This window comes from Cryobacterium sp. TMT1-66-1 (assembly GCF_004403435.1).
Taxonomy (GTDB): domain Bacteria; phylum Actinomycetota; class Actinomycetes; order Actinomycetales; family Microbacteriaceae; genus Cryobacterium; species Cryobacterium flavum.
Genome location: NZ_SOGP01000005.1, coordinates 41,392 through 55,777, shown reverse-complemented (window position 1 = coordinate 55,777; position 14,386 = coordinate 41,392). Strand labels below are relative to the sequence as shown.

Genomic DNA, 14,386 nt, shown 5'->3' with positions numbered 1-14,386 from the left:
GTGGCAATCCACAGCGCTTTTTCACGCACCACTTCTCTCGGCGCCAAGACGGCCCTCGCCGCCGGCGCCGCAGTTCTGCTCACCCTGAGCCTGGCCTCCTGCTCGGCGGACACCGCCGACGCGGCCGGAACTGGCACCGACGGCGTCAGCTACGCCGCCGATGAGAACACCCTGGTGTTCGGTGTGGTTCCCGACTCGGTCGACACCCAGACCAACTACCAGCCGTTGATGGACTACATCGAACAGGAGACCGGCAAGACCGTGGAATACCACGAGTCCACCGATTACGCCGCCCTGATCGAAGCCGCAATCGCCGGCAAGATCGACGTGGCCTCGTTCTCCGGCTTCACTTACATCACCGCCACCAACAACGGCGCGGCCATCACTCCGATCTCCTCGATCGTGACGACCGAGGGCGAGGTGCCCGGCTACTACTCGCAGGCGATCGTTCCGGCAGACAGCGCCATCACCTCCCTCGCCGAGTTCGCCGGCAAGAAGGTCTGCTTCGTCGACCCGTCATCGACGAGCGGATACCTGTTCCCCTCCTACAACCTGCTCGAAGCCGGCGTCGACCCGGTCTCCGATGTGACCCCGGTGTTCGCCGGCAAGCACGACGTGAGCGTGCAGAAGGTCGGCGAGGGCAAGGAGTGTGAGGTCGGTTTCGCCGAGGACAGCGAGGTCGCCAAGAGCGACAAGGTCAAGGTCATCGCCGAGACCATGGTTCCCGGTGCACCGATCGTCGTCTCTGACACCCTGCCGGCCGAGTTGAAGACCCAGCTCACCGAGGTGCTCGGCCAGGTCACCATCGACGACATCATCGCCTCGGGCGTGACGAGCGCAGACACCCAGGCCTTTCGCGATACGTTCTACGCGACCGAGCCGGTCGATGACAAGTATTACGACACCATTCGCGACATCTGCGTGAAGACGTCGGCCTCGCAGTGCCAGGGCTAACCAGTAAGTCCAGCGTCACCACCGGTTCCGCTTCGCGCGCGGAACCGGTGATCGACGTGAGCAACATCACCAAAACCTTCGGCGAGACGACGGCCCTCAATGACGTGTCGCTCACGGTCGGCCGCGGCGAAATTGTCGTATTGCTTGGGCTGTCTGGTTCGGGCAAATCCACCCTGCTGCGACACCTCGACGGCCTCGATCGGCCCGACTCGGGCTCGGTGACCGTGCTCGGTGCCGCGGTATCGAGCCTGAAGGGCCGGCCGCTGCGTGCGCTGCGCGGTCAGGTCGGCTTCGTCTTTCAGCAGTTCGAACTGGTCGGGTCGCTGACCGTGCTCGAAAATGTACTGACCGGCGCCCTGTTTCGGGTGCGTGGGCCAAGACTGGGCCTCTGGGGGTACCGCCGCGACCTCAAGCTGGCTGCGCTCGGCCATCTCGACCGGGTGGGACTACTCGCCCAGGCCTACCAACGCGCCGACACCCTGTCGGGCGGCCAGCAGCAGCGGGTCGGCATCGCGCGAGCACTCATGCAGAACCCGCGCATTCTGCTCGCCGACGAACCGGTGGCCTCGCTCGACCCGGAATCCAGCGCCCAGGTCATGGCACTGATCCGGGAGATCGCCATTGACAGTGGTCTCACCGTGGTGTGCAGCCTGCACCAGGTTGATCTGGCCCTATCCTGGGGCGATCGCATCGTCGGCCTGCGCCACGGCCAGGTGGTGCTCGACACCATAACGCAGGGGCTGTCGAAGCAGAACGTGATGGAGATCTACGGCCGCGTCACGACCTCGACCGGTGAGCTCGACGCGATCGAGACCGAGTTGGGCACCGAGCTGGGCACCGGTGAAGCGAGCGAGCCCGACGAACAGGGCGAGCTCGACCTGGCGACCTTCAGCTCGGCGCGGGACAACCGCCGGTGACGCTCACGCTCGAACGCCCGCAAGCCGGCCACGCGGATGCCCCCGCCCCGGCCCCGCAACGCCGCGCTCACCCGGAGAAAATCGCGGCCGGGCTGACCCTCGTGGCGCTGGTGGCGGCATCCGTTCTGTCACTGATCAGCGTGGATATTTCGCTGCCGCAGATGGTGGCGAGCTGGTCGAACGCCACTCGATTCTTCGCTCGCGTGGGGGTCATCAGCTTTCCCGCGCCGGGTGAGCTGCTCTACCTGACCGCGCTCACGGTGGGCCTCGTGCTGCTCGGCACCCTGTTTGCCGCGTTCTTCTCGGTGCCGCTGTCCTGGCTCGCCGCCGCGAACACCTCGCCCGGTCGTGGGTGGATGGCCGTCGCCCGCTTTCTCGGCGTGCTGGCCCGGGCGGTGCCCGACGTCGTGCTCGCGATGGTGTTCGTGCTGATGTTCTCGCTCGGCACCCTGCCCGGAATCCTGGCGATCGGCATCCACTCGATCGGCATGATCAGCAAGATGTTCGCTGACGCGATAGAGCAGATCGATGAAGGCCCCCGGCTGGCAATTCGGGCCGCCGGTGGAACCCGAATGCAGGAATTCTTCTCCGGCGTGCTGCCGCAGGTGCTTCCGTCGTGGGTAGCGACCGTGCTGCACCGCAACGACATCAACCTGCGCGGTTCGGTCATCCTCGGCTACGTCGGCGTCGCCGGGCTCGGTCTCGAGATGTCCTACGCCTTCAAATCGCTCAACTACTCGCTCGGACTCGGCATCGCGCTGGTCATTTTCGCACTCTGTGTGGTAATGGAGATCGTGTCGAGCGCCGTGCGCACCGTCATGCTCGGCCTCGCGCCCACCCGCCACGGGATCGGCGACCGGCTGCTGCGCCGTCTCGGAGTGACCGGCCAGAAAGCGGATGCCTCGCACCATCCCTGGACCTACGCCCGCCTGCGCAACGCGGTCTGGGGGCTGCTCGCCGCGTTCATCGTGATCGGCAGCCTCTGGATCTGCGACATCAAATGGGGCGACTTTCTCACCGTCTGGTCGTATTTGCCCGAGACCGCCGCCAAGTTCTGGCCGCCGAGCTTCGGAAGCTATGACGCCCCGGTAATGCTCGCGGCGATGGGCGAAACCATCGCGATCGCCCTGGCCGCGACGATTCTCACGATCGTCGCCTCGATCGTGATCGGCTCGCTCGCCGCCCGCAACGTGGCGCCGTCGAGACGCGTGCGGGCCGGCTTTCGGCTGGTGCTCGTGACGATCCGCGGCATTCCGGAGATCATCCTGGCCATCGTGCTCATCGTCGTGACTGGTCTTGGTACCCAGGCCGGCACCATCGCCCTGGCTATCGGCGGCGTGGGCCTGCTCGGCAAGCTGCTCGCCGACTCGCTCGAAGAGGTCAGACCCGGTCCGGAACAAGCCCTCCGAGCGGCCGGCGCGACGAGGCTGCAGGTCTACGCCGGCGCCACGGCTCCCCAGGGAATGAAAGCCCTGATCGGACACAGCTTCTACATGCTCGACACCAATACTCGGGCGGCCACCATCCTCGGCCTGGTGGGAGGTGGCGGGGTCGGCTACTACCTGCTGAACGCAGGCCAGGGGTCTCGCTACGACCTGGTCACCACGATCGTGCTCATGATTCTCGTGACGGTGGTCGCGGTCGAAGGACTGGCCATGTGGATGCGGCGGGTGTTTCGATGACCAGCTTCGACGTGGTCGTCGTTGGCAGCGGCATCGTGGGCCTCGGGCACGCCCTCGCCGCCAGCGACCGGGGCCTGTCCGTGGTCGTCGTGGACCGCGCGGCGGCCATCGGTGGGGCATCCGTTCGCAATTTCGGACACCTGTGTTTCACCCCGCAAAGTGGGCCGGCCCGAGAATTCGCCCTGCGGTCCCGCCCGCTCTGGCTGCGGCTCGAAGCGGACGCCGGAGTCTGGCTGCGCGAGTCGGGCACGGTCGTGCTCGCCCGGCACGACGACGAACTGGCAGTGCTGCGGGAGCTGGCGGCGCAGCGCGGAGCCGAGTCGGTCTTCGGCGTCGGCGCGCCCGACGTCGTGCTGCTCGATGCCAGGGAGGTGTCGGAGCGTCTGCCACTCGCCGACGGCACCGCGGTGGGCGGCGCGCACCTGCCCTGGGACCTGCAGGTCAATCCGCGCCAAGCCGGTGCCGGTCTGGCCGCGTACCTGGCCAGCCGGGGTGTCGAGTTTCGCTACCGCACCGCGGTGACGGCCGTGCGGCCGGGCCGGGTCACGACCACGCGCGGGCCGATCGACGCCGGAACGGTGATCGTGGCGGTCAACCACGACATCGACCAGCTCTACCCGGAGATCGCCGAGCGCGACGGCATTGTGCGGTGCGGCCTCGACATGCTGCGCGTCGACGCCGGCCTGCGCGCGCCGCTGCCCGCGCCGGTGCTGACCGGCTGGTCGCTGCTGCGCTACGTAGCATTTTCCAGCCTTCCGGCGGCAGCCACTCTGGGCGAACGGCTGCGGAGGGAGTATCCGCTGCTGGCCGAACTGGACCTCAACCAGATGTATACCCAACTGCAGGACGGCTCGCTGATCGTGGGGGACACTCACTATCGTGGGGCATCCGTTTCTGTATTTCAGAATGAGAATGCGTTCGAACAGCTGCTGCAGCTCACCTCCGAACTGTTCGGCGTGCCGCGCCCGCGGGTGCTCGAGCGGTGGCAGGGCGTCTATGCCTCCGGGCGTGCCGACTTTCTCATCGACCAGCCCGAACCCGGTGTCTACCTCGTAGCGGCCACCACCGGAATCGGCATGACCACCGGGCTCGGTCTGGCCGAACACGTCATCTCGACCGTCTGCAATTTCGCCATTCCCTCCCTCACCCTGAAAGGCACCCCATGAGCACCGCACCCCTTGATCTTGAGCTGGACCTTGATGATTTCGACACCGAAGACGTGGACGTTGAGCTCGTCGTCTTCGACATGGCCGGCACGACCGTGAGCGACGACGGGCTGGTCGAGCGGGCGTTCGTGCTCGCCGCCGAGCGCAGCGGACTGGTCGATACCGCCGAGGACCTCGAGGAGGCCATCGCTTTTGTGCGCGAGACCATGGGGCAGTCCAAGCTCGACGTGTTTCGTGAGCTGACCGACTCCGAAGATGCGGCGGTCGCTGCGACGGCGGCGTTCGAAACGGCCTACGGCGAACTCGTTGAACAGGTCGGGGTGACCGCGATCCCTGGCGCGGCCGACCTGTTCCAGGAGCTGCGGGACGCTGGCGTGAAAGTGGCCCTCGTCACCGGCTTCTCCCGTACGACGCAGGACACGCTCATCGATGCGCTCGGTTGGAGCGACCTCATCGATGTGAGCCTCTGCCCGGCCGAAGCTGGCCGTGGCCGCCCATACCCCGACCTGCCGCTCACCGCGCTGCTCCGTACCGGCGCGTCAAGCGTCGCGGCCATGGTCGTCGTCGGCGACACGGCGAGCGACATGCTCTCCGGCGTGAGCGCTGGCGCCGGCCTGGTCGTGGGCGTTCTGACCGGTACGCACGACACCGACACCCTCGAGGATGCCGGGGCTGACGTCGTCGTCGCGAGCGTCGCAGACCTGGCCGAACTGCTCGGCCTGCGTGAGGAAACGATCGAGTAGCCATGCCCGAATACGATCCAATCGCTGAACCGGTGACGCTGCCGGCCCTCACTCTCGGCGTCGGACGGGAGGTCGTGTTGCCGCGCGCCGCCGAGGCCATGGTCTGGTCGGGTGTCGGCCTGCCCCTGGAGTGCGTGGCGGTACCCGGGGTGCTGCTTCGGCCCGGCGACGTGCTGGTGGAGGTCGAATTGGCCACGATTTGCGGCTCCGACGTGCACACGGCTTTGGGCCACCGCCTCGCTTCGAAGCCGCTCGTGCTCGGGCACGAGCAGGTCGGCCGCATCGTGGCCGTCACCGATCAGTCATATGCCGCAAATGGAATGCCACTGCGGGTCGGGCAGCGGGTGGTCTGGTCGGTCGCCGTAAGCTGCGGAACCTGCGTGCGCTGCCGCCGCGGCCTGCCCCACAAGTGCCTCGAGCTGGTTAAATACGGCCACGAGCGCATGCAGCGCGGCTGGGAACTCAGCGGCGGATTCGCCACCCACGTGCAGGTGCGTGCCGGAACAGCGGTCGTGGTCGTCGACGAACAGGTGCCGGCCACGGTTCTGGCGCCGGCCTCCTGCGCGACCGCGACGGTGGTCGCGGCGCTGGGGGCGGCGTCCGCTCTTGTGCCGCTGGCCGGAGCGACCGTGCTGGTGACCGGCGCGGGGATGCTCGGGGTGACGGCCTGCGCGATGGCGACGGATGCCGGTGCTCTCGTGGTGGTCAGCGACCCGGACCCCGCCCGGCGTCAGCTCGCGCTCGCCTTCGGGGCCGCCGCCGTCGCCGACCCGAGCGCGCCGCGCGAGTCGCCGACCGGGGTGGCGAGCGTACTCGCCGCGATGCAGGATGCCGCTGCCGCCGAGCCGACGATCGCCCTCGAGCTGAGCGGCGCCCGGCCGGCCGTGCAAACCGCGCTGGACCTGATCGGCGTCGGCGGAGTGGTCGTGCTGGTCGGCAGTGTCTCGCCCGATGACCCGGTGCTGCTCGACCCGGAGTCGATAGTGCGCCGCCTGGTCACCGTGCGCGGCGTGCACAACTACACGCCGGGCGACCTGGCGCAGGCGGTGACCTATCTCGGGGGAGCCTGGCACCGGCATCCGTTCTCGGCCCTGGTCGGAACGACCTTTCCCCTCGCCCGAGCGGATGCCGCACTCGCCCTGGCCGCGACGGCCCGCCACCCCCGCGTGGGCCTCGCCCCGCAGCCGCCCGCGACCCTCGGCTGACCCGCCGGCTTCGCGCTCCGTCTCTTTGGATGGGGCCTGGGCCCCGTCCGTATTGAGGGGAGGCTAGCTGGCGCCGCCGGGCGGGCCGATCCGGAGCAGGGTGGCCATGACCCCGACCAGGGCGATGCCCATGACCAGCGTCAGCAACACCGGGCGGGCCAGCATTTGCCGCAATAGAGCGCTCACCCGGGTGTGATCGCGGGGGTCGTCGGTGCGGGTGTGCCGCCAACCGCCGTCGAGCAGGCCGTTCTTCTCGAGCCCGCGGTCGAGGGGAATCGTGCCGAACGGAACGATCGCAGTGAACATGGCGATCAGAGTGAGGCGTACGCCCCAGTGCTGGTTCACGCCCACGAGCAGGGCCATCAGTCCAAAGGCGATGAAGACGAGACCGTGCAGAAAACCACCGATCTGCACCCCGACCTCGCCGACCTCGAACACGTACTTCAGGAGCATCCCGGCGATCAACATCGCCCAGGTGACGGCTTCGGCAATGGCAATAGAACGAAACAGCAGGCGCGGGGTCATCGAGACTTTCCAGTGATGGCGGGGCATGGGCGCTTCCATCGTCGCAGCCGCACCTGAACAACCACCTGAGTATTGCCGACCATCGTCGGCGAGCTCAACGGCGTCGACCACATGCTCTGGGTGACGACCGCGTACATTCTCGCGTCGACCATTATGTTGCCGGTTTACGGCAAGCTCGGCGACCTGATCGGCCGCAAGGGTCTGTTCATCGGCGCAATCAGCATCTTCATCCTGGGCTCAATCGTGGGCGGACTCGCTCCCGACATGACCTGGCTCATCATCGGGCGTGCCGTTCAGGGCCTCGGTGGCGGCGGGCTGATGATCCTCTCCCAGACGATCATCGCCGACGTCGTGCCGGCGCGCGAGCGCGGCAAATACATGGGCATCATGGGCGGCGTGTTCGCGCTGTCGTCCGTGGCCGGACCGCTGCTCGGCGGCTGGTTCACCGAGGGCATCGGCTGGCGCTGGGCGTTCTGGATGAACATCCCCCTCGGCGCCCTCGCCATCGTGACCGCCGTCTTCTTCCTGCGGTTGCCGGTGAAAGACCATGCCAAGCCCAAGCTCGACGTCGCCGGCATGGGCCTGCTCGCCCTGGCCTCGACCGGGCTCGTGCTCACCACCACCTGGGGCGGCACGACCTACGACTGGGATTCCCTGCTGGTCCTCTCGCTCATCATCGCGACCGTCGTCGCCGCCGTGGCCTTCGTCATGGTCGAGCGTCGCGCCAACGAGCCGATCATGCCCCTGCACCTGTTCAAGGACCGCAACTTCAACCTCACGACCGTAGCCGGCCTCATCACCGGTATCGCAATGTTCGGCGCCCTCGCCTACCTGCCCACCTACCTACAGATGGTCACCGGCGCGAACGCCACCGAGGCCGGCTTCCTGATGATCCCGATGATGGCCGCGCTGCTGATCAGCTCGATCGGCTCCGGCTGGCTGGTCAGCAAGTTCGGCCGCTACAAGTGGATGCCGATCGTGGGCACGATCATCGTCGGCGTCGCCCTCGTGCTGCTCTCCACCATGACCCCGGCCCTGCCAATCTGGATCCTGTGCAGCTACCTCGCCGTCATGGGCCTCGGGCTCGGCCTGAGCATGCAGATTCTCATTCTGATCGTGCAGAACTCCTTCCCAAACTCCCAGGTCGGAACGGCGACCGCCTCGAACAACTACTTCCGCCAGATCGGTGCCTCCATCGGTTCCGCCGTGGTTGGCAGCCTGTTCGCCGCCCGACTGACCGAACTACTCACCGAGCGCCTTCCCGCCGGTGGCGCCGGTGCCGCCAACTCCTTCACCCCGGCCATGGTGCGTGACCTTCCCGAGGCCGCCCGCCAGATCATCATCAGCGGCTACAACGACGCGCTCACCCCGGTGTTCCTCTACATGGTGCCGCTCGTCATCGTGGCCGTCATCCTGCTCTGCTTCGTGACCGAGAAGCCGCTCGCCACCACGATCGAACGGGACATCCTGCCCGAAACCCTCGAAACGGATGGCGCCACCTACGTTCGCNCCTACGTTCGCCTGGAAGCTTCGGCAGGAGCCGGCGCCCCGGCCGAGCAGGCAGCATCCACCCGACCAACGTTGAACTGATCTGAACAGTGGCCCGGCGGGTCACGGGTGCCCTGCCACCCGTAACCCGCCGGGCCACTCTCGTATCGGCGCGCTGCTAGCGTGAACTCATGCGCACCAGTTCACCCCGACACCACGCATGATCGGCGTCGTCCTCGCCCTGGTTTCGGCCGCCGCTTACGGCATGAGCGACTTTCTCGGCGGCATCGCGTCGCGCCGGGTGGCCGCGCTGCGGGTTGTGCTCATGTCGTATCCGATCTCGGTGGTGATCATCACGATCGCCGCCGCGTTCGTCGGCGGGGAATTCTCCTGGCGGTCGATGCTGTTCGGCGCAGCGTCGGGCGCTGTGATGGCCCTGGCCATGTGGTGGTTCTATATAGCCCTCGCTGAGGGGCCGATGAGCGTGGTGTCGCCGCTGACCGCCGTGATCGTCGCCGGAATTCCGGTGATCGTCGGTGTGATCATCGGGGAGCGCCCCTCAGCGATCTCCTACGGCGGCATCGCCCTCGCCATCATCGCGGTCATTCTGGTGAGCCGGGAACCGCCGGGAGTCGCCGACCACACCGTTTCGGGCGCGCGTGCGCCACGATTCACCCGCCGGGTCGCCTGGTTCACCGTGGGTTCAGGCGTCTCGTTCGCCCTGAGTTTCGTCTTCACCCACGAGATCGAGACCGGAACCGGACTGTGGCCGCTGGTGGTGTCGCGCACCGTGGCATCCGTGATCGTCATCGCGGTGGCGACCGGGGCGCGGCAGCTGGCGCGGCCGCCGCGGGCGATTCTCGGGTTCGCGTTTCTCGTGGCGGTGCTCGACGTGATCGGGGTCGTCACGATGCTCTACGCATTTCAGGGCGGCCTGCTGTCGCTCGTGGCGGTGCTTATTTCCCTCTATCCGGCCGTGACCGTGCTGCTCGCGGTGCTCGTACTCAAGGAGCGCGTCGGCCGGTTGCAGGTGGCGGGGATGGGCCTCGCCCTGGCCGCGGTCGCCGCCATCGCGATCAACGGGTAGCACGCCCCGGGTGCCGATGCTCGAGCAACCGCTGCTGCGCGGGCGAATCGGTGAGGCCGCGCGCCCGAGTCGCTGCAACGGCTGCCTCGGACTCCCGACCGAGGCGGCGCAGCAGTTCGGCCCGGGTGGCGTGCAGCCAGAAGTAGTCGTCGAGACCGCGCGGGGCTTAGCCGCGCGGTCGCCCGTGAACTCGCCCGTGCTCACTGGCTGACGGTGTCGCTCGTCTCGAGCGTGGGAACCTTCACGGTCATCGGCAGCGCCGGACGAATCTCGACGGCACCGTTCCACGCTCCCGGAATCATGGACGCGACCTTGATGGCCTCGTCGAGGTCGGTGCATTCGAGCAGGTAGAAGCCAGTAAGAGCCTCCTTGGTTTCGGCGTACGGTCCGCCGCTGAGCACGACGTCAACACCCTTGCCTCCGGTCACCCGCACGGTCGTGGCCGTGGGCGCCCGTGGATAGGACAGCCGCAGAAACTTTTCTGAGGACGTTAGCGCGAGACGAGTGCCTGGGCGATGACCGAGGTGAAGAAGACGAGCCCGTCGACGCCGCTCGCCATGGCGGTATCGGTGTCGGGGCCGAAGCCGGCCTCGACGGCGTGCTCGGGGTGCGGCATGAGGCCGACGACGTTGCCGCGGGCGTTGGTGACGCCGGCGATGTCATTCAGCGAGCCGTTCGGGTTGCCGCCGATATAGCGGGCCACGATTCGGCCCTCGCCCTCGAGTGCTTTCAGGGTCTCGGCGCTGGCCATGAACGAGCCCTCGCCGTTCTTCAGCGGAATGACGATCTCGGCGTTCGCCGAAAATCCGGTGGTCCAGTCGCTCGTATTGTTCTCGATGCGCAGGCCCTGGTCGCGGCAGATGAAGCGGCCGGCTTCGTTGCGAATGAGACCGCCGTCGAGCAGGTGGGCTTCGGTGAGCATCTGGAATCCGTTGCAGATACCGAGCACGGGCATGCCCTTATTGGCCGCGTCGATGACCTCGGTCATGATTGGGGAGAGGCTCGCGATGGCGCCGGCCCGCAGGTAGTCGCCGTAGCTGAACCCGCCGGGCAGCACGAGCGCGTCGACACCGTGCAGGTCGTGGTCGCCGTGCCAGAGGGCTACGGCGTCGGCGCCGGCCAGACGGATCGCGCGCGCAGCGTCACGATCATCGAGCGAGCCGGGAAAGGTGACGACGCCGATGCGCATCAGACGACCGCTGCCGAGGGCGCGTTCTGCACGTGGATGCCGACGACATCCTCGATCACGGAGTTCGACAGCACGGTGTCGGCGAGCTCGCGCACGGCCGCGAGGGTGGCCGCATCCGCTTCGCCGTCAATGGAAATCTCGAAGCGCTTGCCGACGCGCACGCCGGTGACGGTGGCCAGCGCTGACTGGGTCTGACCGAGGCGACCGAGGGCGCCGGCGACGGCCTTACCCTGGGGGTCAAGCAACTCAGCCTTGGGCATTACTTCGACGACGATCGTTGGCACAGGGCACTCCGCATACAGTCTGGGGCTTATAGTCGTGGCAAATCACTGCAATTCTACAGGCCGCAGCTTGGGCGGCCCGGCGCGCGTCACTCGGAGATGCCGTTCTGGCCGAGCAGAATGCCGCGCAACACGTCACGCACGGCGGCGACTCCGTCGTAGGTTTCGACAAAGCTCGTGCTGAGCGGGGCGAGGCCGAGCCGCAGGCCGTTGGGGCTGCGAAAATCGGGAATGACATCGTTATCCCACAGAATTCTCGTGACCTGACGCATGAGCGGATGGTTGATGGTCACGTGACCGCCGCGATGCGTCTGCTCCCGCGGCGAGGCCACGGTGACGCCCATCGGTGCCAGCCACTCATCGACGAGGGTGATGGCGAACTCGGTCAGCGCCACCGACTTCGCCCGCACCGACCCGATCGTGGCCTCATCGATCATGGCAATCGTGTCCTGCATGGCGAGCATGCCCACGACTGCGGGAGTGCCGCTCATGAAACGACGGATGCCGGTGGCCGGCACATACCCCGGCCCCATCTCGAAGATGGCCTGCGCGCCCATCCATCCCTGGATCGGCTGGGTCAGCACGTCCTGCAGGTCGCTCTTGACGTAGCCGAACGCCGGTGCGCCCGGCCCACCGCTCAGGTATTTGTAGGAGCAGCCGACCGCGAGGTCGACGTCGCAGGCATCGAGATCGACCGCAACCGACCCCACCGAGTGGCTGAGGTCCCAGAGCACGAGGGCGTCGTGTTCGTGGGCGACGGCGGTGATGGCCTGCATATCGGCGAGGTAGCCGGAACGGTAGGCCACGTGGCTGAGCAGCACGAGCGACGTCTGCGGGCCGACCACGCTGCGCACCTGGTCGGCGGTTACCCCACCCTCAGTGTCGGATTCGATCCAGCGCAGGGTGAGACCGCGCTCGCGCGCAATGCCCTCCAGAATGTACCGATCGGTGGGAAAGTTGTCGCTGTCGACCACGATTTCAGTGCGGCGCGGCCGCGAATCCACGGCGGCGCGGGCCAGTTTATAGAGCAGCACGGTGGTGGAATCGCCGACGAAGACCTGGCCGGCCGCGGCGCCGAGGCAGGTGCGGCCGAGGTCGTCGCCGATCTGCAGGGGCAGTTCCATCCACTGCTCGTCCCAGCCTCGAATGAGTCGGGTGCCCCAGTCGTTGGCGAGAAAGTCGGCGATGCGTTCGGCGCTGGCCCGCAGCGGGCGGCCGAGCGAGTTGCCGTCGAGGTACGAGCGAGGATTAGCCGTGGCGGGGTCGGCGTCGGTGCCGAGGAACCGGGCGCGGTAGTGGGCGAGGCCGTCGATGCGGTCCATCCGTCGCGCGAAGGCGAGGTGGGCGCCCTGGCCGGTTGAGCTGGTGAAGCTGGGAGTCATGCGAGAACCTCGAGTTCGGGGCGGGTGAGGGCGCGGGCGGTGCAGAGCCAGTCGGTGAAGTCCAGGGGATCGCGCGGCCGTTCCCCCGGGATGAAGGTCACCCGGCTATCGGCCAGGATCAGGCCGAGCGGTGCCGGCGAGCAGAGGGCGGTCAAGACCTCGCCGGGAGTCAGCCCCGCGTCGAGCAGCGCCGCGATCTCACCCGAGTTCAACCCGAGCGGCAGCGGGCCGTTGCCGAGGTCGGTGCCGTACAGCACCCGCCCGCCGGCCGCGTGGAACCGACGCAGATTGTCGCTGGCAATCTCGAACGCGGCAGTGGGGCGACCCCAGCCGTGAATGTCCAGGGTGCTGATCCAGGTCATGCGGGCGGCCATCGCGGTCACGAGATCATCGGCGAGGCGCTCCGAAAACGGGGTGTGGGCGAACGCGTCCACTCCAGCGGTAAACGCGCGATCGGCTTGACCCGCACCCTCGGCGTGCGCCACGACCGGCAGGGAATGTTCGTGCGCCCGCCCCACGAGTGCGGCCAATACCTCGGCGCCGAACACCGGGCCGGCGACCGAGTTGAGGGTAATTTTCAGAACGGATGCCCCAGCCGCGGCTTGCAAATCGACCGCGGTGGTGGCATCCGCTATGGAGGCGACCGCGCAGCTCCAGGCGGGCTCGGCCCAGCTGGCCCGGCTGGGGTAGCCGCCGGGAGAGTTGATGAACTGGTGCGCGTATGCCAGATCGGGCATAGATGTCCGGAGGCCGTCAGGCAGCCAGCCACCGAGGTCGATGGCCCGTGCGATTCCACCGCTCGGCAAAACTGTCCCGTCGATCAGGGCCAGGTGTAGGTGTGCGTCGAGAAAGCCCGGCAGCACGGTACCTCGGCCGACCAGAAAGTGAGTGGTCACGCGCCGATCTCCGTGCGCACGGCGAACAACTCGGGAAAGAAAGTGAGTTCGAGGGCCTTCTGCAGAAAAGCCGCTCCACTGGATCCGCCGGTGCCGTGCTTCATACCGATGATGCGTTGCACCGTCTTGAGGTGGCGAAACCGCCAGAGTTGAAAGTTGTCCTCAAGGTCGACGAGTTCTTCGCAGGCTTCATAGGCGGCCCAGTGCTCGGAGGCGTTCTCGTATATTCCCCGAAAGGTATGCACGAGTTCGGGGCGCAAGGTCCACGCCTCGGTGACGTCGCGCTCGAGCACAGCGGCGGGAATGTCGTAGCCGGCCCGGTGAAGGTAGCGCAGAAACTCGTCGTAGAGGCTGGGGGACTCAAAGGTGGCGGTCAGCAGGGTGTGGGCAGCGGCATCCGCTTCGAAAACCGTGAGCATGCGGCGGTTCTTGTTGCCGAGCGCGAACTCGACCGCGCGGTACTGATACGACTGAAAGCCACTGGAAGAGCCGAGAAAGTTCCGAAACTGGGCGTATTCGGTGGGCGTGAGGGTCGCCAGCACCGACCACTGCTCGGTCAGGGTGCGCTGAATGTGCTTGACCCGGGCGATGCCCTTGAGAGCCGGAGCGAGCTGGTCCTGCCGCAGCGCCTCGATGGCAGCCTGCAGTTCGTGCAGCACGAGCTTGAGCCAGAGCTCGGTGGTCTGGTGCTGGATGATGAACAGCAACTCATCGTGGTGTTCCGGGACGCTGACCGGCTTCTGGGCGTCGAGCAGGGTCGGTAGGTCGAGGTAGGCCCCGTAGCTCATCTTCTCTCGAAAATCGGTGACGATCTCGGGGTCGAAGTCACGGGTGTTGTTCTTGAGAGTCATCGGGTTCCGTTCGGCTTGTT

General features: G+C 67.2%; 16 protein-coding genes. 9 read left to right on the top strand and 7 right to left on the bottom strand.

Translation table 11 applies throughout. The annotated features are described in order from the left end of the window. Genes E3T29_RS02255 through E3T29_RS02230 form a run of 6 tightly spaced genes read left to right on the top strand, consistent with a single transcriptional unit; the run spans position 1 to position 6,667 of the window. Positions 1–954 carry a phosphate/phosphite/phosphonate ABC transporter substrate-binding protein gene (locus E3T29_RS02255; RefSeq protein ID WP_241987597.1) on the top strand — a complete coding sequence of 318 codons (954 nt, stop codon included), beginning with the start codon at positions 1–3 and terminating at the stop codon, positions 952–954. A gap of 56 nt (positions 955–1,010) precedes the next feature. Beyond that, the gene (phnC, locus tag E3T29_RS02250; RefSeq protein WP_241987596.1) at positions 1,011–1,871 is read left to right on the top strand and encodes a phosphonate ABC transporter ATP-binding protein; all 861 of its coding nucleotides are present in this window, start codon (positions 1,011–1,013) and stop codon (positions 1,869–1,871) included. After that, positions 1,868–3,553, top strand: coding sequence for an ABC transporter permease (locus tag E3T29_RS02245; protein ID WP_134343904.1), 1,686 nt, complete (start codon positions 1,868–1,870; stop codon positions 3,551–3,553). Before phnC ends, E3T29_RS02245 begins: the two co-directional genes overlap by 4 nt. Then, complete coding sequence (locus tag E3T29_RS02240; RefSeq protein ID WP_134343903.1) at positions 3,550–4,719, top strand: TIGR03364 family FAD-dependent oxidoreductase; 1,170 nt, start codon at positions 3,550–3,552, stop codon at positions 4,717–4,719. The genes E3T29_RS02245 and E3T29_RS02240 overlap by 4 nt, the downstream gene beginning before the upstream one ends. Beyond that, positions 4,716–5,462 carry a phosphonatase-like hydrolase gene (locus E3T29_RS02235; protein WP_134343902.1) on the top strand — a complete coding sequence of 249 codons (747 nt, stop codon included), beginning with the start codon at positions 4,716–4,718 and terminating at the stop codon, positions 5,460–5,462. The genes E3T29_RS02240 and E3T29_RS02235 overlap by 4 nt, the downstream gene beginning before the upstream one ends. Positions 5,463–5,464: 2 nt before the next feature. Beyond that, positions 5,465–6,667: an alcohol dehydrogenase catalytic domain-containing protein gene (locus E3T29_RS02230; protein ID WP_134343901.1), complete on the top strand. Its 1,203-nt coding sequence runs from the start codon at positions 5,465–5,467 to the stop codon at positions 6,665–6,667. A 63-nt stretch (positions 6,668–6,730) separates the two neighbouring features. Here E3T29_RS02230 and E3T29_RS02225 read toward each other — a convergent pair whose 3' ends face one another. Continuing rightward, positions 6,731–7,219: a DUF3817 domain-containing protein gene (locus E3T29_RS02225; RefSeq protein WP_241987595.1), complete on the bottom strand. Its 489-nt coding sequence runs from the start codon at positions 7,217–7,219 to the stop codon at positions 6,731–6,733. Positions 7,220–7,264: 45 nt separating this feature from the next. On the opposite strand from E3T29_RS02225, the gene E3T29_RS02220 reads away from it, so the two are divergent. The 3 genes from E3T29_RS02220 to E3T29_RS02210 all read left to right on the top strand — a co-directional run bounded on the left by E3T29_RS02220 (position 7,265) and on the right by E3T29_RS02210 (position 9,978). Then, positions 7,265–8,782, top strand: coding sequence for an MDR family MFS transporter (locus E3T29_RS02220; protein ID WP_370449094.1), 1,518 nt, complete (start codon positions 7,265–7,267; stop codon positions 8,780–8,782). Positions 8,783–8,900: 118 nt separating this feature from the next. Beyond that, a complete protein-coding gene (locus E3T29_RS02215) occupies positions 8,901–9,767 on the top strand; it encodes an EamA family transporter (RefSeq protein ID WP_134343900.1) in 867 nt (288 codons plus the stop codon). Positions 9,768–9,783: 16 nt separating this feature from the next. Further along, positions 9,784–9,978 (top strand): hypothetical protein, encoded by a 195-nt coding sequence (locus tag E3T29_RS02210; RefSeq protein ID WP_134343899.1) that lies wholly within the window; start codon positions 9,784–9,786, stop codon positions 9,976–9,978. On the opposite strand, the gene E3T29_RS02205 is transcribed toward E3T29_RS02210, so the two are convergent. From E3T29_RS02205 to kynA, 6 genes are all read right to left on the bottom strand, one after another. Beyond that, positions 9,968–10,201, bottom strand: coding sequence for a YciI family protein (locus tag E3T29_RS02205; RefSeq protein WP_198417706.1), 234 nt, complete (start codon positions 10,199–10,201; stop codon positions 9,968–9,970). The two genes, E3T29_RS02210 and E3T29_RS02205, sit on opposite strands and share 11 nt — an antisense overlap. 56 nt (positions 10,202–10,257) lie before the next feature. Beyond that, positions 10,258–10,956 carry a phosphoribosylformylglycinamidine synthase subunit PurQ gene (purQ, locus tag E3T29_RS02200; protein ID WP_134343897.1) on the bottom strand — a complete coding sequence of 233 codons (699 nt, stop codon included), beginning with the start codon at positions 10,954–10,956 and terminating at the stop codon, positions 10,258–10,260. After that, a complete protein-coding gene (locus E3T29_RS02195) occupies positions 10,956–11,240 on the bottom strand; it encodes a phosphoribosylformylglycinamidine synthase subunit PurS (protein ID WP_092338071.1) in 285 nt (94 codons plus the stop codon). The genes purQ and E3T29_RS02195 overlap by 1 nt, the downstream gene beginning before the upstream one ends. An 86-nt stretch (positions 11,241–11,326) precedes the next feature. Further along, entirely contained in the window at positions 11,327–12,619 is a 1,293-nt protein-coding gene (locus E3T29_RS02190; RefSeq protein ID WP_134343896.1) for a kynureninase, read from the bottom strand. Then, positions 12,616–13,515 (bottom strand): amidohydrolase, encoded by a 900-nt coding sequence (locus tag E3T29_RS02185; RefSeq protein ID WP_134343895.1) that lies wholly within the window; start codon positions 13,513–13,515, stop codon positions 12,616–12,618. The genes E3T29_RS02190 and E3T29_RS02185 overlap by 4 nt, the downstream gene beginning before the upstream one ends. Beyond that, positions 13,512–14,366, bottom strand: a complete 855-nt coding sequence (kynA, locus tag E3T29_RS02180; RefSeq protein WP_134343894.1) for a tryptophan 2,3-dioxygenase — start codon at positions 14,364–14,366, stop codon at positions 13,512–13,514. The genes E3T29_RS02185 and kynA overlap by 4 nt, the downstream gene beginning before the upstream one ends. Positions 14,367–14,386: the final 20 nt, after the last annotated feature.